22 protein-coding genes are annotated in these 25,131 nt (G+C 72.1%); 8 read left to right on the forward strand and 14 right to left on the reverse strand.

Translation table 11 applies throughout. From position 1 onward, the window contains the following. The 7 genes from BM314_RS11715 to ileS form a co-directional block, all read right to left on the reverse strand. On the reverse strand, window positions 1-284 hold a 284-nt coding region (locus BM314_RS11715; protein ID WP_244539920.1), incomplete at its 3' end, for an FAD-binding oxidoreductase. 314 nt (window positions 285-598) lie between these two features. Beyond that, the gene (locus tag BM314_RS11720; protein WP_091978237.1) at window positions 599-1,549 is read right to left on the reverse strand and encodes a ring-cleaving dioxygenase; all 951 of its coding nucleotides are present in this window, start codon (window positions 1,547-1,549) and stop codon (window positions 599-601) included. Between the two features lie 232 nt (window positions 1,550-1,781). Then, window positions 1,782-3,077, reverse strand: a complete 1,296-nt coding sequence (locus BM314_RS11725; RefSeq protein WP_020093173.1) for a M16 family metallopeptidase — start codon at window positions 3,075-3,077, stop codon at window positions 1,782-1,784. Window positions 3,078-3,184: 107 nt separating this feature from the next. Beyond that, entirely contained in the window at window positions 3,185-4,594 is a 1,410-nt protein-coding gene (locus BM314_RS11730) for a M16 family metallopeptidase (RefSeq protein ID WP_020093174.1), read from the reverse strand. A 159-nt stretch (window positions 4,595-4,753) separates the two neighbouring features. Then, window positions 4,754-5,419 (reverse strand): hypothetical protein, encoded by a 666-nt coding sequence (locus tag BM314_RS11735; RefSeq protein WP_020093175.1) that lies wholly within the window; start codon window positions 5,417-5,419, stop codon window positions 4,754-4,756. Between the two features lie 160 nt (window positions 5,420-5,579). Further along, window positions 5,580-6,095, reverse strand: coding sequence for a signal peptidase II (gene lspA / locus BM314_RS11740; RefSeq protein ID WP_020093176.1), 516 nt, complete (start codon window positions 6,093-6,095; stop codon window positions 5,580-5,582). A gap of 85 nt (window positions 6,096-6,180) precedes the next feature. Next, window positions 6,181-9,147, reverse strand: coding sequence for an isoleucine--tRNA ligase (gene ileS / locus BM314_RS11745; RefSeq protein ID WP_091978238.1), 2,967 nt, complete (start codon window positions 9,145-9,147; stop codon window positions 6,181-6,183). Window positions 9,148-9,483: 336 nt separating this feature from the next. Between ileS and BM314_RS11750 the strand changes: the two genes are divergently transcribed. Beyond that, a complete protein-coding gene (locus BM314_RS11750) occupies window positions 9,484-9,753 on the forward strand; it encodes a hypothetical protein (RefSeq protein ID WP_012318778.1) in 270 nt (89 codons plus the stop codon). A gap of 19 nt (window positions 9,754-9,772) precedes the next feature. Here BM314_RS11750 and BM314_RS11755 read toward each other — a convergent pair whose 3' ends face one another. From BM314_RS11755 to BM314_RS11770, 4 genes are all read right to left on the reverse strand, one after another. Next, window positions 9,773-10,726: a DMT family transporter gene (locus BM314_RS11755; protein ID WP_056523381.1), complete on the reverse strand. Its 954-nt coding sequence runs from the start codon at window positions 10,724-10,726 to the stop codon at window positions 9,773-9,775. Window positions 10,727-10,840: 114 nt separating this feature from the next. Then, the gene (locus tag BM314_RS11760) at window positions 10,841-11,221 is read right to left on the reverse strand and encodes a hypothetical protein (protein ID WP_091978239.1); all 381 of its coding nucleotides are present in this window, start codon (window positions 11,219-11,221) and stop codon (window positions 10,841-10,843) included. A 427-nt stretch (window positions 11,222-11,648) separates the two neighbouring features. Further along, window positions 11,649-12,491 carry an NAD(P)-dependent oxidoreductase gene (locus BM314_RS11765; protein WP_091978240.1) on the reverse strand — a complete coding sequence of 281 codons (843 nt, stop codon included), beginning with the start codon at window positions 12,489-12,491 and terminating at the stop codon, window positions 11,649-11,651. A gap of 25 nt (window positions 12,492-12,516) precedes the next feature. Then, window positions 12,517-13,719 carry a pyridoxal phosphate-dependent aminotransferase gene (locus tag BM314_RS11770; protein ID WP_020093181.1) on the reverse strand — a complete coding sequence of 401 codons (1,203 nt, stop codon included), beginning with the start codon at window positions 13,717-13,719 and terminating at the stop codon, window positions 12,517-12,519. Window positions 13,720-13,879: 160 nt separating this feature from the next. Between BM314_RS11770 and BM314_RS11775 the strand changes: the two genes are divergently transcribed. From BM314_RS11775 to BM314_RS11790, 4 genes are all read left to right on the forward strand, one after another. Then, a complete protein-coding gene (locus BM314_RS11775) occupies window positions 13,880-14,164 on the forward strand; it encodes a ribbon-helix-helix domain-containing protein (protein ID WP_091978330.1) in 285 nt (94 codons plus the stop codon). Then, window positions 14,157-14,498 (forward strand): type II toxin-antitoxin system RelE/ParE family toxin, encoded by a 342-nt coding sequence (locus tag BM314_RS11780; RefSeq protein ID WP_026604932.1) that lies wholly within the window; start codon window positions 14,157-14,159, stop codon window positions 14,496-14,498. Before BM314_RS11775 ends, BM314_RS11780 begins: the two co-directional genes overlap by 8 nt. A gap of 46 nt (window positions 14,499-14,544) precedes the next feature. Further along, complete coding sequence (locus tag BM314_RS11785; protein WP_091978241.1) at window positions 14,545-15,567, forward strand: LLM class flavin-dependent oxidoreductase; 1,023 nt, start codon at window positions 14,545-14,547, stop codon at window positions 15,565-15,567. A 107-nt stretch (window positions 15,568-15,674) separates the two neighbouring features. Then, complete coding sequence (locus BM314_RS11790) at window positions 15,675-16,706, forward strand: fumarylacetoacetate hydrolase family protein (protein ID WP_091978242.1); 1,032 nt, start codon at window positions 15,675-15,677, stop codon at window positions 16,704-16,706. 167 nt (window positions 16,707-16,873) lie between these two features. Here BM314_RS11790 and cysN read toward each other — a convergent pair whose 3' ends face one another. From cysN to BM314_RS11805, 3 genes are read right to left on the reverse strand one after another with little or no spacing between them, the layout of a single operon-like run. Next, entirely contained in the window at window positions 16,874-18,280 is a 1,407-nt protein-coding gene (gene cysN, locus BM314_RS11795; protein ID WP_091978243.1) for a sulfate adenylyltransferase subunit CysN, read from the reverse strand. Further along, entirely contained in the window at window positions 18,280-19,242 is a 963-nt protein-coding gene (gene cysD, locus BM314_RS11800; RefSeq protein ID WP_091926378.1) for a sulfate adenylyltransferase subunit CysD, read from the reverse strand. Before cysD ends, cysN begins: the two co-directional genes overlap by 1 nt. After that, window positions 19,239-20,066, reverse strand: coding sequence for a phosphoadenylyl-sulfate reductase (locus BM314_RS11805; protein ID WP_020093186.1), 828 nt, complete (start codon window positions 20,064-20,066; stop codon window positions 19,239-19,241). Before BM314_RS11805 ends, cysD begins: the two co-directional genes overlap by 4 nt. 265 nt (window positions 20,067-20,331) lie before the next feature. Between BM314_RS11805 and BM314_RS11810 the strand changes: the two genes are divergently transcribed. The 3 genes from BM314_RS11810 (at window position 20,332) to BM314_RS11825 (ending at window position 24,841) form a co-directional block, all read left to right on the forward strand. After that, the gene (locus BM314_RS11810) at window positions 20,332-20,847 is read left to right on the forward strand and encodes an Lrp/AsnC family transcriptional regulator (RefSeq protein ID WP_010686224.1); all 516 of its coding nucleotides are present in this window, start codon (window positions 20,332-20,334) and stop codon (window positions 20,845-20,847) included. 111 nt (window positions 20,848-20,958) lie between these two features. Then, window positions 20,959-22,728: a diflavin oxidoreductase gene (locus BM314_RS11815; RefSeq protein ID WP_091978244.1), complete on the forward strand. Its 1,770-nt coding sequence runs from the start codon at window positions 20,959-20,961 to the stop codon at window positions 22,726-22,728. A gap of 262 nt (window positions 22,729-22,990) precedes the next feature. Continuing rightward, window positions 22,991-24,841 (forward strand): NADPH-dependent assimilatory sulfite reductase hemoprotein subunit, encoded by a 1,851-nt coding sequence (locus BM314_RS11825; RefSeq protein WP_091978246.1) that lies wholly within the window; start codon window positions 22,991-22,993, stop codon window positions 24,839-24,841. Window positions 24,842-25,131 lie beyond the last annotated feature (290 nt).

Genomic DNA, 25,131 nt, shown 5'->3' on the forward strand with positions numbered 1-25,131 from the left:
GGCTTCTTGCCGACGATGATCGGGTCGCCGACCTTCAGGTGCTGCAGCTTCGAGGTCAGCGGGCCGTCCTGGACCTTGATCGAGAAGAACTCCAGCTCCTCCTCGTAGTTGGCCGAGACCACCGAGTAGGCGCGCAAGAGCGGCCGGCCCTCGACCTCCAGCCCGATCATGGTGAACTCGCCGTTGCGGAACCGGAACGCCGGATCCCGCGTCGTGCGGAACGAGAACAGGTTGTCGGTCCAGTGGTGGACCGACAGAACGCGCTCCTCGTAGAACTTGCTCATCGACGGATCAGTCCTCGAATCCTCTGACGCTCGGCACACGGCCCCGACGATTCGGGGCCCGTGGTGCGGGGGATCCCCGCCGCCCCGCTCGGGCGGGGGTGGATCCTCGGCAGGGAACCCGCCCGGATCCGGTTGCAAACACACGCGCGCCGCTTCTTTCGCAGTTGCAGCACGTCCGTCAAGGCGTGCCGGGATCACACTGGCGAAAGAAGTGAACGGCCTGGAATCGTTCGAAGATTTAGCGTCTTCGCGGACGCTCCGCAGCGCCGTTCCGGACATGGGAGGGTTGCCGCAGAGCCGGCCCCGCGCCGCCCTCAGACGGGGGCGGCGGGCCGGAGCGGCGCGAGCCCGGCCTCGATCTCGGCCCGGCGCGGCTCCAGGAACGGCGGCAGGGCCAGGCGCTCGCCCAGGGTCTCCAGGGGCTCGTCCGCGGTGAAACCCGGCCCGTCGGTGGCGATCTCGAACAGGATGCCGTTGGGCTCGCGGAAATAGAGGCTGCGGAAGTAGTAGCGGTCCACAGGCCCGCTGCTCGGCACCCGCGCCGCCCGGAGCCTGTCGGCCCAGGCCTCGTAATCCCCGTCCGGGATGCGGAAGGCGACGTGGTGGACCGCGCCCGCGCCCTGGCGGGCCGGCGCGGACCGGTCGGCCAGGAGCTGGAGCTCGGCGGCCGGGCCGCCGGGTCCCATCGCGTAGACCTCCACCGGGCCGTCGCCCGTCTCGAAGGCGCGGTCCCGGCGCAGGCCGAGCACCTCGGTCAGCACGGCGGCGGTGCGGGCCGGGTCCGGCACCGACAGCCGGATCGGGCCGAGGCCGCGGATCTGGTAGGCGCCCGGCACGGGCGAGCCGTCCCAGGGATGCTCCGGCCCGGTCCCGCCATCGTCCACCAGGGCGAGACGCTGGCCCTCCGGATCCTCGAAATCGAGGGTGAGGCGCCCGTCGCGCGCGGCGGGCTCGGCCTCGACGATCCCGGCCTCGCGCAGGCGCGCGTGCCACCACGCGACCGCGCCCTCGCCCGGGACGCGCAGGTGCGTGCGGGTGATGCTGCCGGAGCCCCGCCGCTCCCGGGGCGCCGGCCAGTCGAAGAAGGTGATGTCGGTGCCGGGGCTCGCCAGCCCGTCGGCGTAGAAGAGGTGGTAGGCCGAGACGTCGTCCTGGTTCACCGTCTTCTTCACGAGCCGCAGGCCGAGCGTGCCCGTGTAGAAGGCGACGTTCTCCGCCGCGCGCGCGGTCACCGCGGTGAGGTGGTGGATGCCGGTGAGCTGCATGTCGGTCCTGGGGTTCGCCGCGTCGCGCCTCAGGTGGGGGGCGGCGGCGGCTTCGCGAGCGGCTCGCGGATCGGGCGGCCGGCACCCGTTCCTCCGGGGCCGCGCCGCGGTCGGCCCGCAGCGATCGCCGCCCGAGAGGCGCCGCGCCCCGGACCGGCGGCGCGGCCGCTACGCGGCGATCGGTACCCGGGCGCGGCGGATTTCGCCGAACCGCGGTCCCGAGACCCGCTTCTCAGAGCCCCACGGGCCGGCCGGCGGCGACCACCAGCATCTTGCCGTCCGCGAAGGTGCGGGCGGCGGCCCGGCGGATATCCGCCTGGGTCACGGCCGAGACCATCGCGTTGCGCCGGGCGATGTAGTCCATGCCCAGCTCCTCGAAGGCGATCTGCACCAGCTGGTGGGCGATCTTGGTCGAGGTGTCGAAGCCGAGGGCGTAGGAGCCGGTCAGGTAATCCTTGGCCTTCTGCAGCTCGTCGTCGTCCGGGCCGTCCGTGATCAGCCGGCCGATCTCGTCGCCGATCACCGACAGGGCCTCGCCGACGCGCTCGTTCTTGGTGGCGGTGTAGCCCCAGGTCATCGCGGCCGACCGGTGGCTGACCAGCGAGGTCCCCACCGAGTAGGCCAGCCCGCGCTTCTCGCGCACCTCCTGGAACAGGCGGGACGTGAAGGCGCCGCCGCCGAGGATGTGGTTCAGCACGTAGGCCGGGATGAAGTCCGGGTCGCGCCACGGCACGCCGGCCATGCCGAACCGGATCACCGACTGGGGCACGTCGAGGTCGACGACGATGCGCTTGCCGAGATCGTGCACTTCGGTGCGCGGCACCGCCTTCAGCGCCCCGGCCTCCGGCAGGGTTCCGAAGGCGCGGTTCAGGCCCTCGGCGAGCTGCTCGGCGCCGATGGCGCCGACCGCCGCCACCTTCACCCGGCCGCGGCCGATGATGCGGGCGTGCATCGCCAGCAGGTCGTCCCGGGTGATCGCCGTCACGCTCTCCACGGTGCCGGAGGACGGGCGGGCATAGGGATGGCCGGCGAACGCCTCCTTGAAGAAGCGGCGGGAGGCCAGCACGCCCGGATCGTTCTGCTGGTAGCGCAGGCCGGCGATGATCTGGGCGCGGACGCGCTCGATCGCGTCGGGGTCGAGGCGGGGCTTGGCCAGCGCCAGGGCGAGGAGCGCGATGCCCTCGTCGGCGTGCTTGACCAGCATCTTCAGCGAGCCGCCGACCGCGTCGGCCCCCGCGTGGAACGACAGCTCGATTGCCCGGGCGGCGAGCCGCTCCTGGAACAGGTCGGAGGTCAGGTCGCCGGCGCCCTCGTCGAGGAGCCGCGCCAGCATCTGCGCGCAGCCGGCCTTGCCGGCCGGGTCCTGGGCGGCGCCGCCCTCGAAGGTGAAGGCCAGGGCGATCATCGGCACCACCGGCGACTCGACGTGCCACGCCTCGATGCCGGCGGCGGTCGTCACCGGCAGCGCCGTGGTGGGCGAGCTGACGGTTTGGGCGGTGGTCTCGACCAGAGTCTCGGCCAAGCTCATGGGAACCTCGTGTCTCTATCTCGGGCGACGGCGGAGCGGGCCAGGGCTCCCGTTCGGCAGAGCGCCCCGCCCGGACCCGTCACGGGCCCGGCGGGACGCACCCGGGGTTACTCGGCGGCCATCGCGACCGGGGCGTCGGGATCCTGCGCCTTGGTCAGGTAGCCGGTGACCGAGCGGGCCGGCGTCAGCCAGCGCTCGGCGGCGCCCTTGAGACGCGCCTGCGTCACCCCCTCGATGTCGGTCGGCCAGCGGCGGACCTCCTCGATGGTCTCGCCGATCGCCAGCGCCGAGCCGTAGATGCGTGCCAGCGACGACTGGCTGTCAGAGGAGTAGACGGTCTCGGCCACGAGGCGGGTCTTGGCGCGCTCGATCGCCTCGGCGTCCAGGGCCTCCGCGGGGGCGCGGCGCAGCACCCTGTCGACGGCCTCCTCCAGCTTCTCCAGGGGCACGCCCTCGGCGGGCACCGCGTAGACGGAGAAGCGGGTGTCGTCGATCGCCGAGCCCATGTACCAGGCGCCGGCATTCACCGCGAGGCCGGTCTCCATGACCAGCTTGCGGTAGAGGTAGGAGGTCGAGCCGCCGCCCAGCACCTCGGCCAGCAGCTCGAGGTCGTGGCAGCCGCCGTCCCGGGCGGTGATGCAGGAGGGGGTCAGGTAGAGGCGCTGCAGGGTCGGCTGCTCGACCTTCGGGTCGGCGACGGCGACGCGGCGCAGGGCCTTCGGCTCCGGCTCCCGCGCCCGCAGGCGCTCGGGCCGGGCGCCCTGGGGCGTCACGCGGCCGTAGGTGGTCTCGGCGAGGCGCCGGACCTCGTCGGGCGTGACGTCGCCGGCCACCACCAGGATGGCGTTCTCGGGGGTGTAGAAGCGCTTGTAGTAGGCCAGCGCGTGCTCGCGGTTCAGGCCCTCGATCTCGTGCATCCAGCCGATGATCGGGATGCCGTAGGGATGGTGCACGAACAGGCCGGCCGCCATCGCCTCGGAGAGCTGGGCGGAGGGGTCGGTCTCGACCCGCATGCGCCGCTCCTCCAGCACGACGTCGCGCTCGGGGGCGACGACGGCGTCGTCGAGGACGAGGCCGCTCATGCGGTCCGCCTCGAATTCCATCATGGTGCCGAGGTGATCCCGGGCGACCCGCTGGAAGTAGGCGGTGTAGTCGTAGCTGGTGAAGGCGTTCTCCTGGCCGCCCAGGCCCGACACCGCCTTGGAGAAGGCCCCGACCGGGTGCTTCTCGGTGCCCTTGAACATCAGGTGCTCGAGGAAGTGGGCGATGCCCGACTGGCCGAGCGGATCATCGGCCGAACCGTTGCGGTACCAGATCATGTGGGTGGCGACGGGGGCCCGGTGGTCGGGGACGACCACCACGTCGAGGCCGTTGTCGAGGGTGAAGGCCGTCACTTCCGGTCCGCCCGCCTCGGAACGCCCGAACGGCGCGGCCTCGCCCCGGCCGGCGCTGCCGCCGTAGGGCGAGCCCGGACGCAGCGGGAAGAGGGTGGGCGTCGCCTTCCTGAACAGGTGCATTCCGCTTTCCTTCTGCCGGCCCCGGATCGAAGCGTCCCGCGTCGGGATGCGCGCGCGGATCGGGGCCGTCCTGGTCACCGGGGCGCAAGAACCGCACCGGGACGATCATCTCATGTTGCCACGCCGCGGCGCCGTTGCAACGGCGACACGGCGCCCCCGTCACTGCTGCGCGCGCTGACGGAGATACGCGCGGGGATCCGACTCCTCGCGCTCGCGGCTGGCGTTGTTGATCGGGTCGCTCGACGGCGGCCGGGCCAGCTGCTTGGGCGACTGCCGGTACCCGGTCGGCGGGTCCGTGAGCGTGTCGCGGCTCGGCTCGATGTCGGAGGGCTCGGCGTTGGCGCTCTTGCCCTTGAGCAGCTCGAAGGGGCTGAGCAGGCTGTCGTCGCGGTTGTTGTCGCCGGGCTTGCGCTCGGCGGTGGTCGTCAGGCCCGCGCCGGCACGGCGGCCGCCGCGCATCTCCTCCACGGAGAGCGTCGCGTTGTTGTCGTCGTAGCGGCCCTGGGCCTGGGAGCCCTTGGGATTGCGCCGCTCCACGGCGGCGCGCTCGCGCTCCACGATCTCGGGATCCTTCGGCCAGGCGGTGCTGGTGGAGCGCGCCCGCGGCTGCGGCAGGGCCTTGCCGTCGATCTTGGGCGGCATCACCAGCGGCGGCCGCTCGTGATAGTCGATCGGATCCTGGCGCTTCTCCAGGAGGCCGATGCCCGACAGGGCGTCGCGCATGAACTCGCCGCGCTCCTGCGCGTGCGCGGCACCGACGACGCAGAGCGGAGCCAGGGCCACCGCGGCGGAGAGGAGGGGACGAAGCCTGCGATGCCCGGTCATGCTGCCTCACGGGTTCCGGACGGAGCGTCCGGCTCTGGGAAGGCCGCGGCGCGGCCCGATCCGACGGGTCCCGGCCTGAGACCGGTTTCCGGCGATCGTATGGCGCCTTGACTGCGTCGCGCCAGGAGGGGGACGCGGGAGGACCTGTGTGTTGCAGGGATCACAGGCGCGGCGCCGGGTCGCCCTGCGGCGGGGACGCCCGGCCCCTGCGGCCGTCCGGGGACAGGCTGTCGAGGATCAGGCCGATCACGCCGGCCACGATCGCCGCGTCGGCGACGTTGAACACGTACCAGGACCAGCCGCCGGCATGCAGGTGGACGAAGTCGAAGACGGCGCCGTAGGCGGCCCGGTCGATGGCGTTGCCGAGCGCCCCCCCGACGATCAGCCCGAGGGCGATCCCGAGGAGCCGCGACGTGGCCCGGCGCATCCAGATCCCGAGGCCGAGGGCGGCGGCCAGCGATAGGGCCACGAGGAGCCAGCGGCCGATCCCGCCCTCCTGCTGGAACAGCCCGTAGGAGACGCCCCGGTTCCAGACCACGACGAAGTCGGCGAAGGGCGCCAGCCGCCAGGGCTGCGTCAGCACGAGGTCGGTGCCGAAATAGAGGCCGAGCTTGCTGGCCTGATCGAGGACCAGGGTGAGGACGAGGGCCAGGAGACCGGCGCGGAACGGCGTCACGGGCGGCGCACTCGGCCCGGGCCGGCGTCCCCCTCTCCCCGCGGGCGGGGAGAGGGAGTGGCGCCGCCGACGACGCGGAACGCCCTCACGCCGCGCTCGCCTCCGGATGCGCCGCGTCCCACTCGCGCAGGGCCTGGGCGTCGCGGGGCGTCACGTCCGGGTAGTCCGGGTCGCTGCCCACCTCCGGGCTGACCCGCCAGGAGCGGGCACATTTGCGACCCGCGGCCGGGCTCGGCACCACCGCCACGTCGCGCACCTCGTCGAGGCGGAAGGCCTCGGCCGGGCCCTCGCCCGCCACAACGGCGATGTCCGAGGTGATGCAGGTATCGGCGAAGTCGCAGCCCTCGAGCGCCGCGAGCAGGTCCGGATCGGCCACGTAGACCGTCGGCGCCGCCTCCAGGCTCGCGCCGATGCGCTTGGCCGCGCGCTCGATCTCCAGGGCGCCGGTGACCACCCGCCGCACCCGCCGGATTTTTTGCCAGCGCTCCGCGAGGGTAGGGTCGAGCCATGCGGACGGGGTCTCCGGCAGGGTCTGGAGATGCACCGAGCCGTCCTCGGACGGGTAGCGGTCGAGCCACGCCTCCTCGGCGGTGAAGGCGAGCACCGGGGCGAGCCAGATCGTCACCCGGCGGAAGGCCTCGTCGATCACCTGCAGCGCCGCCCGCCGGCGGACCGAGGAGATCGGATCGCAGTACAGGGCGTCCTTGCGCACGTCGAAGTAGAAGGACGACAGGTCGCCGGTCATGAAGCCATTGAGCAGCGCCACCACCCGCTTGGTGTCGAACGCCGCGTAGGCCTCACGGATCTCGCCGTCGAGCTCGGCCAGCCGGTGCAGGATCAACCGCTCCAGCTCCGGCATGTCCTTGTACGCCACGTCGTCGCCCGGGACCCGGTGCGCCAGGGAGCCCAGCATCCAGCGCAGGGAATTCCTGAGCTTCCGGTAGGTCTCCGCGAAGGTCTTGATGATCTCCGGCCCGATGCGCAGGTCGTCGGTGTAGTCGGAGGCCGCGACCCAGAGGCGCAGGATGTCGGCGCCCGAATCCTTGATGACGCTCTGGGGCGCGACGACGTTGCCCTTCGACTTCGACATCTTCAGGCCCTTGCCGTCGAGCACGAAGCCGTGGGTCAGGACGATGTCGTAGGGCGCCCGGCCGCGGGTGCCGGCGGATTCGAGCAGCGAGGACTGGAACCAGCCGCGGTGCTGGTCGGAGCCCTCCAGGTACATGACCCGGTCCTGGCCGCCGTCGCGGACGCGCTTCACCCCGGCCAGCCCCGGGAAGGCCTCCGGATCGTCGAGCACGAAGGCGTGGGTCGATCCGGAATCGAACCAGACGTCGAGGACGTCGGTGACCTTCTCGTAGGCGGCCGGGTCGTGGTCGGGCGCCAGGAAGCGCTGCGCGGCATCGTCCCGGAACCACGCGTCGGCGCCCTCCGCGGCGAAGGCGTCGCGGATGCGGGCGTTGACGGCATCGTCCTTGAGGATCTCGGCGGTCTCCCGGTGGACGAAGACGGTGATCGGAACGCCCCAGGCGCGCTGGCGCGAGACCACCCAGTCCGGCCGGTTGGCGACCATGCCGGTGATGCGGTTCTTGCCCTGGGTCGGCACCCACTGGGTGTCGTCGATACCCTGGAGCGCCACCTCGCGCAGCGTCCGGTTGCCCAGCGAATCCACCGGCCGGTCCATGGCGATGAACCATTGCGGCGTGTTGCGGAAGATCACCGGCTTCTTGGACCGCCAGGAATGCGGGTACTGGTGGCGCAGCACCCCGCGGGCGATCAGCGCCCCGGCCTCCGTCAGCGCGGCGATGACCGCCTTGTTGGCGTCGCCCTTCTCGCCCTTGGCGGTGAGCACGCGGGTGCCGGTGAAGCCCGGAGCGGCCTCCGTGAGCACGCTGTCGGCGTCGACCGTGTAGGGGATGGTCGCGTCGATGCCGCGCTCGCGCAGCAGCCGGCCGCTCGCCATCCAGAGCTCGAAATCCTCGCGGCCGTGGCTCGGCGCCGTGTGGACGAAGCCCGTGCCGGACTCGTCGGTGACGTGGTCGCCGTCGAGCATCGGCACGGCGAAGCCGTAGCCGAGCTTGGCCAGCGGGTGGTCCAGGGTCAGGCCGGCGAGCGTCGACGGGCTTACGTCGGCGACGCGCGCGAACGCCTCGACCCGGGCGGCCTTGAACACCGTGGCGGCGAGGCTGTCGGCGAGCAGGTAGGTCTGGCCGGGCACCGCCCAGTTGTCGGCCGGCGCCTCCGTCACCCGGTACAGGCCGTAGGCAATTTTTTTGGAGAACGCGACGGCGCGGTTGCCCGGGATCGTCCAGGGCGTGGTCGTCCAGATCACCACCCGGGCCGCCGCGAGGTCGCCCTCGGCGCCGGAGCGGATCGGGAAGGCGACGAACACCGTGTCGCTGACGTGCTCCTCGTACTCGACCTCGGCTTCGGCCAGCGCGGTCTTCTCGACCACCGACCACATCACCGGCTTGGAGCCGCGATAGAGCTGGCCGCTCATCGAGAACTTCATCAGCTCGTCGGCGATCACGGCCTCGGCGGGGAACGCCATGGTGGCGTAGGGATGGTCCCAGTCGCCGGTGACGCCGAGCCGCTTGAACTCCTCGCGCTGCACGTCGAGCCACTGGGCCGCGAAGGTCCGGCATTCCTGCCGGAACTCGATCACCGGCACGTCGTCCTTGTTGCGGCCCTTGGCGCGGTACTGCTCCTCGATCTTCCACTCGATCGGCAGGCCGTGGCAGTCCCAGCCCGGGACGTAGTTGGCGTCGAAGCCGAGCGCGGTCTGCGAGCGGACCACCACGTCCTTGAGGATCTTGTTGAGCGCCGTGCCGATGTGGATGTTGCCGTTGGCGTAGGGCGGGCCGTCGTGGAGCACGAATTTCGGCCGGCCCTGGCCGCGGGCGCGCAGCTTGCCGTAGAGGTCCATCCGCTTCCAGCGCTCGATGAAGAGCGGCTCGCGCACCGGCAGGCCGGCGCGCATCGGGAACTCGGTCTGCGGCAGGAACAGGGTCTTGGAATAGTCGCGGGCGGGCGCGGTCTCGGGGGCGGTCATCGGATCTCGCATCGGCGGTCGGGCCGGCAGCGTCGGGCCGGCGGAATTGGGTCGGGCGGCAGGAGGATCCCGGACCTCCGCGCGGCCGCGCTGGAGCGGGCCCTCAGGCGGAGGCCGGGCCGGTAATTCGGATCGGGCGGCCGGGGCCGCGCAGGGCGCGCGAAGCGTGCATGACGGGTTCTCTACCAGCCGCCCCGGCCGGAGGCCAGCGGCAGCGCGGATCACGCGCCCGTGACCGCGGATGGGACCAATCGGCGTCTGAACCGTTGACCGACACACCCTCCGCCCGCCGCGGCGGCGCGGAGCCGATTCGGACAGACATCCGGGAGTAGCCCCATGAAGAAGCTTCTGATCGCGACCCTCGCCCTCGCGCCGCTGGCCTACGCGGGCGCCGCGGAGGCCCAGGGCACGGCGCGCGGCGCCCAGCGCGGCGTCGAGGACGGCACGGCCGCGGCCGGCCCCGTGGGCGGGGTCGTCGGCGGCGCGGTCGGCGCGGCGACCGGCACGGTCGGCGGCGTGCTCGGCACCGATCCCGACCCGGCCCGCCGGGCGCGCGAGAACCGCCGCGAGGAGCGGATGGAGCGCCAGGAGCGCCTCGGCCGCTGACAGGTTCCGGCCGGTCGCCTCAGGCGGCCGGTCGCGCCTCCCGGCGGATCGTCTCCTGCGCCAGGAGGTACAACCCTGAGCCGACGACGATCATGGCGCCCGCGACCGTCCAGCGGCTCGGGACGTCGCCGAACAGCAGGAAACCCAGCGTCACCGACCACAGCAGCTGCGTGTAGATGAACGGCGCCAGCACGTTGGCCGGGGCCCGGGCATGGGCCATCACCAGCAGCCAGTGGCCCAGCGTCCCGAACAGCGCGACCCCGAACAGCAGCGCCCAGTGGGTCAGGCTCGCCGGGCTCGTCCAGATCCACGGCAGGAGCGGGGCCATCAGCGCGAGTCCCGCGAGGCCCGTGTAGAACATGGTCGTGGCGGTCGAGTCGTAGGCCGCGAGCTTGCGCGTGATGATCGCGTAGAAGGCGTAGACCACGACGTTGGCGACGCAGAGCAGCGCGGCCGGATGCATCCCGCCGACACCGGGCCGCACGATCACCAGCACGCCCAGGAAGCCGACGCCGATCGCCGCCAGCCGCGCCCGCGACGACCACTCGCCGAGCAGCGGCCCGGCGAGCAGCGCCACGGTGAGCGGCGCGGCGAACTGGATCGAGATCGTCTCGGCGAGCTGCAGGTAGCGCAGGGCCAGGAAGTTGAGCGCCGTGGAGGCGAAGAGCAGCAGGGAGCGCGCGATCTGCAGCGGCAGGCGCCGGCTCTTCACGACGCCCGGCGTGCGTACCGGGTTGATGAACAGCGAGATCATGGCGACGCTCGCCGCGTAGCGCATGAAGGTGGTGACCAGGGGATCGACGCCGGCCCGGGCCAGGGTCTTGCCGCAGGCGTCGAGGCTCGCGAAGAAGGCGACGGCCCCGCACATCAGGGCGATGCCGACGATCCGCCGGCGGCCGGCGAGGTCGGCCTCCGGTGCGGCGCGCGGCGCGGCGCTGTCGTCGGGGACGGAGGTCGCGACCTGCGTGCTCATGCCTGACCAATCTCGGTAGAGGCTGAAACCCCTGCCACGCCCGGCGCCGCGCGGGTATTCGCCGGCGCGCAGGGGAACCATGCAGCCGGCACGGTCGCCCGCGCCGGCGGCGGCTCAGCGCTTCGCCGCGACCTTCTCGGCAACGGGGGCCTTCTCGGCGGAGGCCGTCTTGGTCGCGGCCTTGGCGAGCTTCGGCTTGGGCGGCGTCGCGCCGGCGATCAGGGCGGCGAGGTGCGACTGGTCGAGCCCCGCGGCGGCGCGCGCGGGCGCAGCGGGAACAGGCGCCGCCGCGGCGACCGGCGCGGGCGCCAGCGCGGCGGCCCGTTCGACCCGGCGCGGCTCGATGGAGCCGGTCGCGGTGGGCTCGGCGAGGCTCGCCGTCGCGACCGCGGGGGCGGCGGACTCGCGCTGGACCCGGAGGGTCCAGTGCGCGGCGGTGGAGAGCGCGGCGATGCCGAGGATCGCCTTGATGCCGCTGGTGAGCAGGGCTCGCATGGTCGTCAGGCCCGAGAGAACGCGGTTACGCGGAACCGGATCCCCGGCCCGGACGCATCATCGCGCGGGAGCGTGAACGAAGCCGCAACGGACCCGGACGACGCTGTCCCGGAACGGGGCAGGGACCCGCGCCCGCGACCCGTCTCGCGGGCGGAATCGGGTGGGAAATCATGTGGGCCATGCGCCGGACCCGCGGTTCCTGTTCCCCGCGCTCCCGACACTCCTGCAGCGACTCGGCCCACTGAGCCTCACAGGAACGGCCCAGAGAACTGGTCCGGACCGTCCCGTCACTGCCGACCCCGCCGCCATGCAGGCCCGAGCGGGCTCGCGAAACCTTCAGGCGCATCGGCCGCTGGGGACAGCCCGTGTAGAGGGTGACAGCCGAGCCGGCAACAGAGGCGGGGCCGTTTCCGGGACCCCGCGGCGATCAGTGCTCCGCCGCGGCCGCGGCGAAGCGCGTCAGCGCGGCGATCTCGTCCGCGCCATCCTCCGCGGCGAGGCGCCGGTAGAGCGCGGCGTAGCCGGAGAAGACCTGCCGCCCGGCCGCGTCGGGCCCGAGGAACCCGGCGATCTCCTCCATCTCGGGCGCCCAGCGATAGGCCTTCGGCACCATGTCGGGCAGCCCCCTGGCGAACCGGGCCAGCAGCGCCGGCTCGTTCTCGGCGAGCTCGGCCAGCAGCGCTTCCCCGGCGCCGGCGCGCTCGGCGGCGCCGATCACGAGCGCGGCGAGCGCCGTCAGGCCCTTGTTGAGGCCGGCATAGCTCATCTTGAGGCTGGAGGCGGCGCCGACCGCGCCGGGGCAGACGCGCAGGTCGAGGCCGAGGTCGCGCAGGACCAGGGCCGGGGCCGTCTCGGGACCCGAGACGTAGACGCGCGGCCCCTTGGCGCCGGGCTTCGGCGGCAGGCCCAGGATCGCGCCGTCGAGGAACGGCGCGCCGGTGGCCGCGACGATCCCGGCGACGCGCCCGACCGTCTTCGGGCTGACGGCGTTGGCGTCGATGTAGACCGGCTTGCGCGGGGCCGCCGCCAGGGCGGGCGCGAGCCGGCGGGCCAGCGCCTCCGCGTCGGCGGGCGGCACGATGGAGAGCAGGAGATCGGCGGCGGCGAGCTCGCCGTCCCCGGCATGCGCCATGCCGGCGGCCGCGGCCCGGGCGCGGCTCGCCGCCCCGCGCCCGTCCAGGGAGGTCAGTACCCGGGCGCCGTGCCCGGCGAGCCGGGCCCCGACGGCGCTGCCCATGGCGCCCGGGGCGATCACCGCGATCGTGGGCACGGGACCCTCCGGGACCTGGGGACCGCTACCGCAGCGAGCCGCAGAAGCGCTGGATGCGCCGGCAGGCCTCCTCCAGCACCGCGTTCGACGTCGCGTAGGAGATGCGCAGGTTCGGGCCCAGGCCGAAGGCCGAGCCGTGGACCGCCGCCACGCCCTCGGCCTGGAGCAGCTCCATGACGAAGTCCTCGTCGGTCTCGATGGTCTTGCCGGCCTCGGTCCGCTTGCCGATCAGCGCCGCGCAGGACGGGTAGACGTAGAACGCGCCCTCCGGCGTCGGGCAGGTCAGCCCGTTGGTCTGGTTGAGCATCGACACGACGAGGTCGCGCCGGCCCTGGAAGGCTGCCCGGAACGTGGCGAGGTGGTCCTGCGGCCCGTCGAGGGCGGCCACCGCCGCCCACTGCGCGATCGTGCTGGCGCCGGAGGTCTGCTGGCCCTGGACGAAGTCCATCGCCTTGATGAGCGCTTCCGGCCCGGCCGCGTAGCCGATGCGCCAGCCGGTCATGGCGTAGCCCTTCGAGACGCCGTTCATCGTCAGCGTCCGCTCGATCAGCTGCGGCTCGACCTGGGCCGGCGTGACGAACGCGAAGTCGCCGTAGGTGAGGTGCTCGTAGATGTCGTCGGTGAGGATGTGCACGTCCGGGTAGCGGAGCAGCACGTCGGTGAGCGCCTTCATCTCGGCGCGGGAATAGGCGGCGCCCGACGGGTTCGACGGCGAGTTGAGGACGATCCACTTGGTCTTCGGGGTCAGCACCCGGTCGAGCTCCTCGGCCTGGAGCTTGAAGCCGTTGGCCATGTCGGTGTCGGCGAAGACCGGCGTGCCGCCGCACAGCCCGACCATCTCCGGGTAGGACACCCAGTAGGGGCGGGGGATCACCACCTCGTCGCCGGGGTTCAGCGTGGCGAGGAACGCGTTGTACAGCACCTGCTTGCCGCCGGTGCCCACGATGGTCTGCGAGACCTTGTAGTCGAGCCCGTTCTCGCGCTTGAACTTGCGCACGATCGCCTCGCGCAGGGGCACGATCCCGGAGACCGGCGGGTAGCGGGTCTCGTTCCGGTGGATCGCCGCGATGGCGGCCTGCTTGATGTGCTCGGGCGTGTCGAAGTCGGGCTCACCCACCGACAGGCTGATGACGTCGACGCCGGAGGCCTTCAGGTCCCGGGCCTTCTGGGTCATCACGATGGTCGCGGACGGCTTCACCCGCGAGAGGACGTCGGCGAGGAGAGCCATGGCGTGCGATGCTCCGGATTTTTGCGGTCAGGCGCCGCTTCCCCGCGGCGCGGCGGACCCTAGGCCCGGGACGCTGAGCCGGCAAGCGTGAGACGCCGCGGCGGCGCGCGGGAGCGACGTTTCTGCTATGATCCTCGGAATCGGGACGGAACGAGAGGCCCTGCCGATGGGCGAGACGATCAGCATCACCCTGGCACCGGACACGCTCCGCGCCGTGCGGGAGAGCGTCGAGGCCGGTGAGTACGCTTCGGTGGACGCGCTGCTCGACGAGGCCGTGCACGCCCTGCAGCGCCAGCGACGCGAGGATGCCGAGCGTCTCGATGACATCCGCGCCCGCATCCAGCGTTCCCTGGACGATCCGCGGCCGGATCTGAGCATCGAAGAGGTTCAAGAGGATCTCGACAGGATGTTCGCTGAAGCGCGGCACGCCACCCGCCGTGCGTAGACTGCCTGTTGCGTTTCGCCCTCAAGCGCAGGCCGATCTGGCCGGCATCTTCCGAACGGTCTTGCAGCGGAGTCAGAACGTCGCGACGGCGCAGCGCTTCACGCAGCGGATCAAGGATCGGTGCGACCGAATCGGCCACGCACCGCATGCGGGCCGACCCCGTGACGATCTCTTGGAAGGCTTGCGAACGGTGGCGTTCGAGAGATCGGCTGTGATCGCCTATCGCGTGGAACGTGGATCCGTGAGGATCCTCAATATCTTCTATGGCGGCCGCGATTTCGAGGCGGTCTATCCAGGCGATACCACGGAAGAAGCTCAGGAGCCCCCGTCCTGACGAACTGCCCTCGCACCGGCCGGCCCAGACCCCCATCTCACCCGGCATGACCCCGCTCTCCGTCCTCGACCTCTCCTTCGTCAGCGCCGACTCGACCCCGGCGCGGGCGCTGCACGACACGCTGGCCCTCGCCCGCCACGTCGATAACCTCGGCTACCGGCGCTACTGGCTCGCCGAGCACCACGCGCTCCCCAACGTGGCGAGCCCGGCACCCGAGATCATGATCGGCCAGATCGCCGCCGCGACCCGCAACCTCCGGGTCGGCTCGGGCGGCATCATGCTGCCGAACCACGCGCCGCTGATGGTGGCCGAGCGCTTCCGGGTGCTGGAGGCCCTGTTCCCGGGCCGGATCGACCTCGGTCTGGGGCGCGCGCCCGGCACCGACGGCCTCACCGCGCGGGCGCTGCGCCGCCGGGAAGCGCCGGGGGAGGGCGGGGACGACTTCCTCGACCGCCTGCAGGAGCTGCTGTTCTGGGACGGCGGCTTCCCGGAGGGGCACCCGTTCGCGCGGATCGAGGCGAGCCCCGCGGGGGTGCCGCTGCCGCCGATCTTCCTGCTCGGCTCCTCCGACTACAGCGCCCGCCTCGCCGGCGAGATCGGCTGCGGCTTCGGCTTCGCGCAGCACTTCTCCGGGATGCCCGCGGAGCCGCCGATGCTGGACTACCGGACCCGGTTCCGGCCGACGCGGCTCGGCGCGAAGCCCCACGCGATCCTGGCGGTGGCGGCGATCTGCGCCGCCACGGACGCGGAGGCCGAGCGCCTCGCCTCCAGCGCGCGGCTCGCGACGCTGCGTCGGGAGCGCGGCGAGTACCGGCCTCTGCCGAGCCTCGCCGAGGCGCTGGACTACCCGTATTCCGACGGCGAGCGGGTGCAGATCGAGCGCGGCCGCGACCGCCTGCACGTGGGCGGCCCCGAGACCCTGCGGGCCCGGCTCGCCGAGATGGTCCGGCGCACGCAAGCCGACGAGCTGATGATCGTCTCGGCGATCCCCGACCAGGCGGCGCGCCACGACTCCTACGCGCTGCTGGCGCGGGCCTGGGGACTCGGCGTCGCCTCACAGGCGGCCTGAGCCGTCACCCGGCGCCCGCCCGGGTCCTGGCGGCGGCGGCGCCGGCCGTGCAGGCTCCCGCCCGGATCACGCCCGCGACCAGACGGGCCGACCGGAGGAGAGCCAGCATGGGCAACCGACGCGAATTCCTGACCGCCACGGCCGCGGGCCTCGCCGCCGCCGCCGCGGCGCCGGCCCGGGCCGCCGAGGAGCGCACGGCGGCTCCGAAATCCACGCCGACGGGGGCGCCGCCCTTCGGCATGCCCCGCGACATGGTCCTCCTCAACATGCGCCGCGGCGACGGCTACGCCCTGGGCGTGAAGACCAAGGACGGCGTTCTCGACGTCGAGGCCGCCGGCCGGGCGCTCGGGATGCCGGTCCCCGCAGACATGGACGACCTTCTCCAGAACGGGCGCGGCCCGGCCCTGCGCGCCCTGATCGACGCGGTCGAGGCCGCGCCCGACGGGCGCTTCGTGCTGGCGGAAGCCGGCGTCGCCTACGCGCCGGTGGTCACGCGGCCCGAGAAGATCATCATGATGGGCTTCAACTACCGCCACCACGCGGAGGAGACCGGCACGCCGATCCCCAAGGACCCGCCGCTGTTCAACAAGTACAACAACGCCCTGAACCACCACGGCGGCACGATCGCGCTGCCGACTCAGGCGGCGCGGGAATTCGACTACGAGACCGAGCTGGTGATGGTGTTCGGCCGCGAGTGCCGGAACGTGTCCGAGGCGGACGCCCTCGATTATCTCGCCGGCTACTGCACGGGCAACGATTTCAGCGCCCGGGACCTCCAGACGCTGACCTCGCAGTTCATGATCGGCAAGACCTCGGACGGGTTCGCGCCGCTCGGCCCCTACCTGGTGACCGCCGACCGGGTGAAGGACCCGAACAACCTCAAGCTCAAGACGCTGGTCAACGGCCGGGTGCGCCAGGACTGGAGCACCGACGACATGATCTTCAACTGCCGCCAGCTGATCAGCTTCGCGTCGAAGGTGATGACCCTGAAGCCGGGGGACATCTTCTACACCGGGACCCCGCAGGGGGTGATCTTCGGCGAGAAGATCCCGCGCAAGGACCGCGCGTGGCTGAAACCCGGCGACGAGGTCGTATCCGAGCTGGAAGGGCTCGGTGAGCTGCGCTTCAGGCTGGTCTGATCCGTCGTCCGATCGGCGCGTCCCGCACCGTCATCACGAGCGCAGCGAAGTGACCCAGGGTAGCGCGACGGCGGGAGTCGTCGCGCCGGCTGGATTGCTTCGCTCCGCTCGCAAGGACGGCCCTGTCGCGGCCATCACCTGAGACGGCCAGGGTGCTGGGACCGTCCTCAGCGCCCGAACAGGCGACCGAGACGGGCGAGGAAGCCGCCCCCGTCCGCGGGCTTCGCACCGGGCGTCGCCGCCTGCGCGGCCTCCGCCCTCGGCGCCAGGACCAGCCCGAGGGCCGCCGTGTCGGTGGTCTCGCGGTCGATCAGGATCAGGCTGCCGGTCTCGCGGTTCTCCGCGTACGGGTCCACCGCCACCGGCCGGTCGAAGCGCAGGCTCACGTCGGCGATGTCGTTCGCCGACAGGCGCTCGGCCGGGCCGGGCTGGCCGGTCTCCGGATCGATCCGCGAGGCGATCCGCTCCACTGTCGCGGTGACCGTGGCGGTGCCGATCTTGGCGAGCAGGCTCGCGCCCGGGCTGAGATCGGTCTCGGCCGCCCAGAACAGGCGCGCGTCGAGGGTCTCGGTGACCCGCATCGGCGCGTCGGTGGCCACGATCACCTGCCCGCGGGAGGCGTCGATCTGGTCGGCCAGCACCAGGGTCACCGACTCGTCCTCGCCGGCCTCGGGCAGGTCGCCGTCGGCGGTGTAGATCCGCGCCACCGTGGAGGTCCGGCCGGAGGGCTGCACCGTCACCGAATCGCCCGGCCGCACCCGGCCGCTGGCGATCCGGCCGCTGTAGCCGCGGAACTCGGAATTGGGCCGGTTGACCCACTGCACCGCCATCCGGAACGGCGCGTTCAGCGCCTCCGCGCGGACCGGCACGGTCTCGAGGTAATGGAGCAGGGTGCCGCCCGTGTACCAGGGTGCCGCGACGCCCGCGTCCACGACGTTGTCGCCGTTCTTGGCCGAGAGCGGGATCGCCTTGACCTCGGAGAAATTCAGCCCGCGGGCGAAGTCCGAGAACCCCGACACGATGCCGTCGAAGGTGCCCTGCGCCCAGCCGGCGAGGTCCATCTTGTTCACCGCCAGCACGACGCGGCGGATCCCGAGATTCGACACGAGCAGCGCGTGGCGCCGCGTCTGCCGGGTCAGGCCCTGGCGGGCGTCGACCAGGATCACCGCCACGTCGGCCGTCGAGGCGCCGGTGGCCATGTTGCGGGTGTACTGCTCGTGGCCGGGGGTGTCGGCCACGATGAAGGAGCGCTTGTCGGTGGAGAAGAACCGGTAGGCGACGTCGATGGTGATGCCCTGCTCGCGCTCGGCCTGGAGGCCGTCGACGAGCAGCGCGAGGTCCATCTCCTGCCCCTGCGTCCCGTGCTTGCGCGAGTCGCGCTGGAGCGCCGAGATCTGGTCGTCGAAGATCTGCTTGGTGTCGTGCAGGAGCCGCCCGATCAGGGTCGACTTGCCGTCATCCACCGAGCCGCAGGCGATGAAGCGCAGCACCGCCTTGTTGCGGTGGGCGGTCAGGAACGCCGCGTAGCCGGAGGCCCGGTCGGTGAAGGCCGTGGGAGCCTGGTGGAGCGTCATCAGAAATAGCCCTCCTGCTTCTTGCGCTCCATGGCGCCGGCCCCGTCCTTGTCGATCACCCGGCCCTGGCGCTCCGAGGTGCGCGCCGCCAGCGTCTCGCCGATGATCTCGGGGAGCGAGGCCGCGTCGCTCTCCACCGCGCCGGTGAGCGGGTAGCAGCCGAGGGTGCGGAAGCGGACGAGGCGCTGCTGCGGGGTCTCGCCGGGCGCGAGCGGCAGCCGCTCGTCATCGACCATGATGAGCTGGCCCTCGCGCTCGACCACCGGCCGCTCCTTGGCGAAGTAGAGCGGCACGATCGGAATATTTTCCTGCTCGATGTAGAGCCAGATGTCGAGCTCGGTCCAGTTCGACAGCGGGAAGACGCGCAGGGACTCGCCGCGCTTCTTCTTAAGATTGTAGAGGTGCCAGGGCTCGGCGCGCTGGCGCTTCGGGTCCCAGCGGTGCTGCGCGGTGCGCAGGGAGATGATCCGCTCCTTGGCGCGGCTCGCCTCCTCGTCGCGGCGGGCGCCGCCGAAGGCCGCGTCGAACTTGTGCTTGTCGAGCGCCTGCCGCAAAGCCTGCGTCTTCATCACGTCGGTGTGGACCTCGGAGCCGTGGCTCACCGGCCCGACACCGCGGGCGAGCCCGTCCGGGTTGGTGTGGACCAGGAGGTCGAGGCCGAGCTCCTTGGCGCGGGCGTCGCGGAAGGCGATCATCTCGCGGAACTTCCACGTCGTGTCGACGTGGAGCAGCGGGAACGGCAGCCGCCCGGGCGCGAAGGCCTTGAGGGCGAGGTGCAGCAGCACCGAAGAATCCTTGCCGATCGAGTAGAGCATCACCGGGTTCTCGGTCTCGGCGACCGTCTCCCGGAAGATGTGGATGCTCTCGGCCTCCAGCCGCTTGAGATGGCTGAGGCGGTCGGCGGCGGTCGGTGCGGGCGTGGGGGCGCTCGGCTGCACGGCGGCGGCGAGGGCGGCGCTCATCGGGCGAACTCCGGCTGGCGGGCTGTCTGATTCGGGGTGGTCTCGAAGGCGGCGGGCTCGAGGATCGCGGGCTCTTGGCCCGGCTGCACGGCCGCACCGGGGCGTCCGACGTGCAGGCCGCACTCCTTCTTGTCTTCCTGCTCCCACCACCACCGGCCGGCCCGCTCGGGCTCGCCGAGCTTCACGGCGCGGGTGCAGGGGGCGCAGCCGATCGACGGGAAGCCGCGATCGTGCAGGACGTTGTAGGGCACGAAATTGTCGCGCACGAAGCGGTCGACCTGCTCCCGCGACCAGTCGGCCAGCGGGTTCAGCTTGATCAGGCCGCGCTCCGCGTCGAAGGCGGCGAGCGGCGTCTCGGCGCGGTTGGCCGACTGGCCGGCCCGCAGCCCGGTGAGCCAGCCGCTCGCGCCGGCGAGCGCGCGGCCGAGCGGCTCGACCTTGCGGAAGCCGCAGCAGGCCTGACGGGCCGCCACCGAGCGCCGGAAGCCGTTGATGCCCTCGCTCCGCACGAAATCCTCGGCGGCCGCGCGTTCGGGGGCGTAGGCGGTGATTCGGATGCCGTAGGCCGACTCGGTCTCGGTCCACGTGTCGTAGGTCTCGGCGAAGAGGCGGCCGGTATCGAGGGTGACGATCTCGACGCGACCCTTCGCGAGGCCCGCCATGGCCAGCGCGTGGGTGAGCGCCTGGTCCTCGACGCCGAGGCTCGTCGTGAAGACGAGGCGGCCGGGGATCTCGGCGGCGATCAGGTGGAGGCGGCCTGGAAGGTCGAGCCCGGACAGCCGCTCCGCGAGGGAGTCGGCCGCCTGTCGGTCCGGACGGGTCATCGCGCCATGTCCCGGGGTTCGCGTGGTGGAAAGGCCACGGCCAGCGCCGTGCCTGTTGTCGAACGGTCGAAATGTTCGCTATACCGAACGAAGTCAAGGCGCCCCGGCGCGCTTGGCGGGGTCAGACCGGTGGTTCGGCGTGCGGTTGCGCACAGCTTCCGGCGCGGGCAGCATGGGCCCGAGGTAAAAGATTCTTCTCACTGGTCCCGGTAGACACGTATATGCGCTCGCGCCCCGCGCGCGGCGGAAGCCCACGGAGACAGCTTTGGACGCGATCGATCTGAAGATTCTCGCCCTGCTGCAGACGGACGCCACGCTCTCCATCGCGGCGATCGGCGAGCGCGTGGGCCTGTCGCAGACCCCGTGCTGGAAGCGCATCCAGAAGTTGGAGGCCGACGGGGTCATCGACCGGCGCGTGGCGGTGCTCGATCCGGTGAAGCTGGGCCTCGGGCTGACCGTGTTCGTCTCCATCGAGACCGCGGACCATTCCCAGGAGTGGCTGCAGCGCTTCGCCGCAACCGTCTCGGCCATGCCGGAGGTGCTGGAGTTCTACCGGATGGCCGGCGACGTGGACTACATGCTGCGGGTCGTCGTCGCCGACATGCAGGCCTATGACAGCTTCTACAAGCACCTCATCGCGGTGCTGCCGCTCAAGAACGTCACCTCCCGCTTCGCGATGGAGAAGGTGAAATCCACCACGGCCCTGCCGCTGCCGGCGCCTCCGAAGAACGGGCGGCACCTGCCGGGGACGGCCCCCGTCCTCGCCGTGGTTGGAGAATGATATTCTCTTTTTTCGCAGTGCAGCGAACGTGATGTCCTATACGCCGCCCGTTCTGCAAAACGAACGTTTCTCGATTGACACCGGCCGCGCCGGCCCCGACATGGTCCCGTGATGTCCCGCCAGAATCTCCTCCCGCGCACCGCCCCGTTCGGGGACGGCGAGCGCGCCAGCCTCGACGCGGTGCTCGGCACCGCGAGCCCCACGCAGCGCGCCTGGCTCGCCGGCTTCCTGGCGGGCCTCGACGCCGCGGGCGGCCAGCCGGCCGCGGTGCCGGCCGCCCCGCCCAAGGCCGCCGCGCCGCTGACGGTGATCTACGCCAGCGAATCGGGGAACTCCGAGGCGCTCGCCGGCAACGTCGCCAAGCTCGCACGCAAGCAGGGCTTCAAGCCGAAGGTGGTGGACTTCGCCGACCTCGACGTCGCGACCCTGCCCAAGGCCGGCAAGCTGATCGCCATCGCGGCCACCTGGGGCGAGGGCGAGCCGCCGGCCCGGGCCGTGCGGGCCTACGGCGAGCTGATGGGGGAGGGCGCCCCGCGCCTCGACGGCGTCGAGTTCGCGGTCCTGTCGCTCGGCGACACGTCCTACGCGGAGTTCTGCGCCATCGGGAAGGCGCTCGACGCGCGCTTCGAGGCGCTCGGCGCCAAGCGCGCCGCCGAGCGGGCCGACCTCGACCTCGATTTCGAGAAGCCCGCCGCCGACTGGATCAAGGGCGCGCTGAAGGCGCTCGCCCCGGCCGAGCAGCCCGACAACGTCGTGGCGGTGGACTTCGCCCGCGCCGGCGCCGGCGAGGACGACGACGCCGAGCCGAGCCGCGAGCCCGTCGTGGTCGAGGTCGTCGAGCACGTGAACCTCAACTCGTCGCGCTCCGACAAGGAGACGATCCACCTCGCGCTCGCCTTCGAGGACGGCGCGCCGGCCTACGAGCCCGGCGATTCGCTGGAGATCTATCCCGAGAACGACCCGCAGCTCGTGGACGAGATCCTGAACGCCGCCGGGCTCTCCGGCGACGAGGCCCTGCGCCGGGCGCTGCTCGCCGAGCGGGACATCACCACGCTGTCGGCCGCCACGATCGAGCGCTTCGTGAAGGCGACCGGCCACGCGGAGGCGCAGACGCTCATCGACAGCGGCGAGGCCAAGGCCTGGATCGAGGGCCGCCACCTGATCGACCTGCTGGAGACCTACCCGGCGAAGCTCACCGCCGAGCACGTGAATACGATCACCCGGCCGCTGCCGCCGCGGGCCTACTCGATCGCCTCCTCGCGCAAGGAAGTGGGCGACGAGGTCCACCTCGCGATCGCGGCGGTGCGCTACGAGACCCACGGCCGCGCCCGCTCGGGCGTCGCCTCGGTCCACGTCGCCGACCGCATCCGCGACGGCGCCAAGCTGCGGGTGCGGCTGAAGCCGAACCGCCACTTCCGCCTGCCGCAGGATCCGGCCACCGACATCATCATGGTCGGCCCGGGCACCGGCGTCGCGCCGTTCCGCGCCTTCGTGCAGGAGCGCCGGGCCGTGGAGGCCCCGGGGCGCTCGTGGCTGTTCTTCGGCGACCGGCACTTCACCCACGACTTCCTGTACCAGCTCGAGTGGCAGGACGCCCTGGAGGACGGGTCGCTCACGAAGATCGACGTGGCCTTCTCGCGGGACCAGCCGGAGAAGGTCTACGTTCAGGACCGGATCACCCAGCACGCGCAGGAGTTGGTCTCCTGGCTGGACGGGGGCGCGCATCTCTACGTCTGCGGCGATGCCAAGGCCATGGCCAAGGACGTGCGCGCCGCCGTGGTGGGCGCGTACCAGAGCGCGAAGGGCCTCAGCGCCGCCGACGCCGAGGCGCAGGTCGCGGCGCTGGAGCGCAGCCACCGCTACCAGCAGGACGTTTACTGAGGACACACCGCTCCCCGCACCGCGGGGGGCCTTCAACGAGATGCGGCAGAGACAGGCGGGACGCAGGTCCCCGCTCCCGGGCGGGAGAGGGACAGGGTGAGGGATCAGGTCTTTCCGGAGAGGGCGCACCCCTCACGCCGACCCGCTCCCGCACGGGAGAGGGGGCGGGTCGCGGATCCGGTTCCAGTCCTGCACCGGCTTCGCTCCGCTCGCCACCTCCCGATCGGGGAGGAAGACGCGTTCAGACAGACGGATTCACCCCATGGACGACCACAGCCCCCGCGACGCCGCCGAGACCCCGGCCCCCGGCCCGACCACCGCCCCGGCCAAGCGCGTCTACGAGACCCCGCCGACAACGCGCCCGATCACGGACGCCGAGGCCGCGCGCGCGGAGAAGCTCGCGGCGAACGAGCACATCAAGATCGCCAGCGGCTACCTCCGCGGCACCCTGGCGGACGGCCTCCTCAAGCACGCCACCGGGGCGATCTCGGAGGATGACGGGCAGCTCGTGAAGTTCCACGGGATGTACCTGCAGGACGACCGCGACCTGCGCCCCGAGCGGACCAAGAAGAAGCTCGACAAGGCCTACAGCTTCATGATCCGCCTGCGCATCGCCGGCGGCGTCATCACCCCGAAGCAGTGGCTGATCCTCGACGACATCGCCCGGACCTACGCGGGCGGGGCGCTGCGCGCGACCACGCGCCAGACCTTCCAGTACCACGGCGTGATCAAGTCGAACCTGAAGCGCACGATGGCCGCCATCGACGGCGCGCTGCTCGACACGATCGCGGCCTGCGGCGACGTCAACCGCAACGTCATGGCGGCGACGAACCCCGCTCAGACCGGCGCCCACAAGGCCGCCTACCAGCTCGCCAAGGACATCTCCGACTCGCTGCTGCCCAAGACCAGCGCGTGGCGGGAGATCTGGCTCGACGGCGAGCGCGTGGTCGGCGGCGAGGAGGAGGCCGAGGTCGAGCCGGTCTACGGCCGGACCTACCTGCCGCGGAAATTCAAGACCGTCGTGGCGGTGCCGCCCTCCAACGAGGTCGACATCTTCGCCCACGACCTCGGCTTCATCGCGATCCTCGACAAGAAGAACCAGGTCACCGGCTGGAACGTGACGGTGGGCGGCGGCATGGGCATGACCCACGGCGAGCCCGACACCTTCCCGCGCACCGCCGACGTGATGGGCTTCGTGAAGCCCGAGGACGCCCTGAAGGTCGCCGAGGCGGTGATGACCGTCCAGCGCGACTGGGGCAACCGTAAGAACCGCAAGAACGCCCGGCTCAAGTACACGATCGAGCGCTACGGCCTCGACGCCTTCCGGGCCGAGGTCGAGAAGCGCGCCGGCAAGAAGCTCGGCGCGCCCAAGCCCTTCACCTTCACGGGCAACGGCGACCGCTACGGCTGGGTCGAGGGCGACGACGGCCGCCACCACCTGACCCTCTACGTGCCCTCGGGCCGGATCAAGGACATCGCGGGCGGCGCGCAGTTCCTCTCGGGCCTGCGCCGCATCGCCGAGGTGCATCAGGGCGATTTCCGCCTCACCGGCAACCAGAACGTCATCATCGCCAACGTCCCGGCCGAGAAGCGCGCCGAGATCGACGCGCTGGTCGACGAGTACGGCCTGACCCGGGGCGCGAGCGCGCTGCGGCGCAGCTCGATCGCCTGCGTGGCCCTGCCGACCTGCGGCCTCGCGCTCGCCGAGAGCGAGCGCTACCTGCCGGACCTGATGACCGAGCTGGAGGAGAGCCTCGCGTCCCACGGGCTCGCCGAGGAGGAGATCACGATTCGCTCCACCGGCTGCCCGAACGGCTGCGCCCGGCCGTTCATCTCGGAGATCGGCCTCGTCGGCCGCGGCCCCGAGCGCTACCACCTCTACCTGGGCGCCGCCCACGACGGCTCGCGGCTCAGCAAGCTCTACCGGGAGGACGTGGCGGCCTCCGAGATCCGCGACACCCTCGACCCGCTCTTCGCCGACTACGCGAAGGGCCGGCAGCCGGGCGAGCATTTCGGCGACTACCTGATCCGCGCCGGCCACGTGGCGCGGACCACCAACGGCCCGGACTTCCACGAGCGGACCGGCGCCCTCAAGCCGGCCACGCTCGGCTGACGAAAGGCCGCGCGCGTCCGGGACGGCGCTTCCGGACGCGCCGGGACCGCGAGGCCGCGGCGGCAGGGTCGCGGGCAGGGTTGCGGAATGCGGGTCGCGGCCCAGCCCCGCCCTGACCGGAGCCGCGCGCCGATCCCGGGCGGCCGGGCCGCGGCGCGAGGGATCCGAGCCCCGGAGGAGCTCCCCGCCCATGCGTGGATCTGGACGGCCGTTCCGAGAAAGCCGGAGACCCGGCCGCGCTCGCGCCGGCACACCCGGTAGATCCCCGCCCTCGCATATCCCCGCCCCAG

The organism is Methylobacterium sp. 13MFTsu3.1M2 (genome assembly GCF_900112625.1).
Lineage (GTDB): Bacteria > Pseudomonadota > Alphaproteobacteria > Rhizobiales > Beijerinckiaceae > Methylobacterium.

Excerpts from the sequence above, each read along its gene's own strand:
- BM314_RS11720 (WP_091978237.1), bottom strand. The coding sequence starts at position 1,549 with ATGCAGCTCACCGGCATCCACCACCTCACCGCGGTGACCGCGCGCGCG.
- BM314_RS11790 (WP_091978242.1), top strand. The coding sequence starts at position 15,675 with ATGGGCAACCGACGCGAATTCCTGACCGCCACGGCCGCGGGCCTCGCC.
- BM314_RS11805 (WP_020093186.1), bottom strand. The coding sequence starts at position 20,066 with ATGACCCGTCCGGACCGACAGGCGGCCGACTCCCTCGCGGAGCGGCTG.
- BM314_RS11815 (WP_091978244.1), top strand. The coding sequence starts at position 20,959 with ATGTCCCGCCAGAATCTCCTCCCGCGCACCGCCCCGTTCGGGGACGGC.
- BM314_RS11755 (WP_056523381.1), bottom strand. The coding sequence starts at position 10,726 with ATGAGCACGCAGGTCGCGACCTCCGTCCCCGACGACAGCGCCGCGCCG.
- BM314_RS11785 (WP_091978241.1), top strand. The coding sequence starts at position 14,545 with ATGACCCCGCTCTCCGTCCTCGACCTCTCCTTCGTCAGCGCCGACTCG.
- BM314_RS11750 (WP_012318778.1), top strand. The coding sequence starts at position 9,484 with ATGAAGAAGCTTCTGATCGCGACCCTCGCCCTCGCGCCGCTGGCCTAC.
- BM314_RS11760 (WP_091978239.1), bottom strand. The coding sequence starts at position 11,221 with ATGCGAGCCCTGCTCACCAGCGGCATCAAGGCGATCCTCGGCATCGCC.
- cysD (WP_091926378.1), bottom strand. The coding sequence starts at position 19,242 with ATGAGCGCCGCCCTCGCCGCCGCCGTGCAGCCGAGCGCCCCCACGCCC.
- BM314_RS11770 (WP_020093181.1), bottom strand. The coding sequence starts at position 13,719 with ATGGCTCTCCTCGCCGACGTCCTCTCGCGGGTGAAGCCGTCCGCGACC.
- BM314_RS11725 (WP_020093173.1), bottom strand. The coding sequence starts at position 3,077 with ATGAGCTTGGCCGAGACTCTGGTCGAGACCACCGCCCAAACCGTCAGC.
- ileS (WP_091978238.1), bottom strand. The coding sequence starts at position 9,147 with ATGACCGCCCCCGAGACCGCGCCCGCCCGCGACTATTCCAAGACCCTG.
- BM314_RS11735 (WP_020093175.1), bottom strand. The coding sequence starts at position 5,419 with ATGACCGGGCATCGCAGGCTTCGTCCCCTCCTCTCCGCCGCGGTGGCC.
- BM314_RS11730 (WP_020093174.1), bottom strand. The coding sequence starts at position 4,594 with ATGCACCTGTTCAGGAAGGCGACGCCCACCCTCTTCCCGCTGCGTCCG.
- BM314_RS11825 (WP_091978246.1), top strand. The coding sequence starts at position 22,991 with ATGGACGACCACAGCCCCCGCGACGCCGCCGAGACCCCGGCCCCCGGC.
- cysN (WP_091978243.1), bottom strand. The coding sequence starts at position 18,280 with ATGACGCTCCACCAGGCTCCCACGGCCTTCACCGACCGGGCCTCCGGC.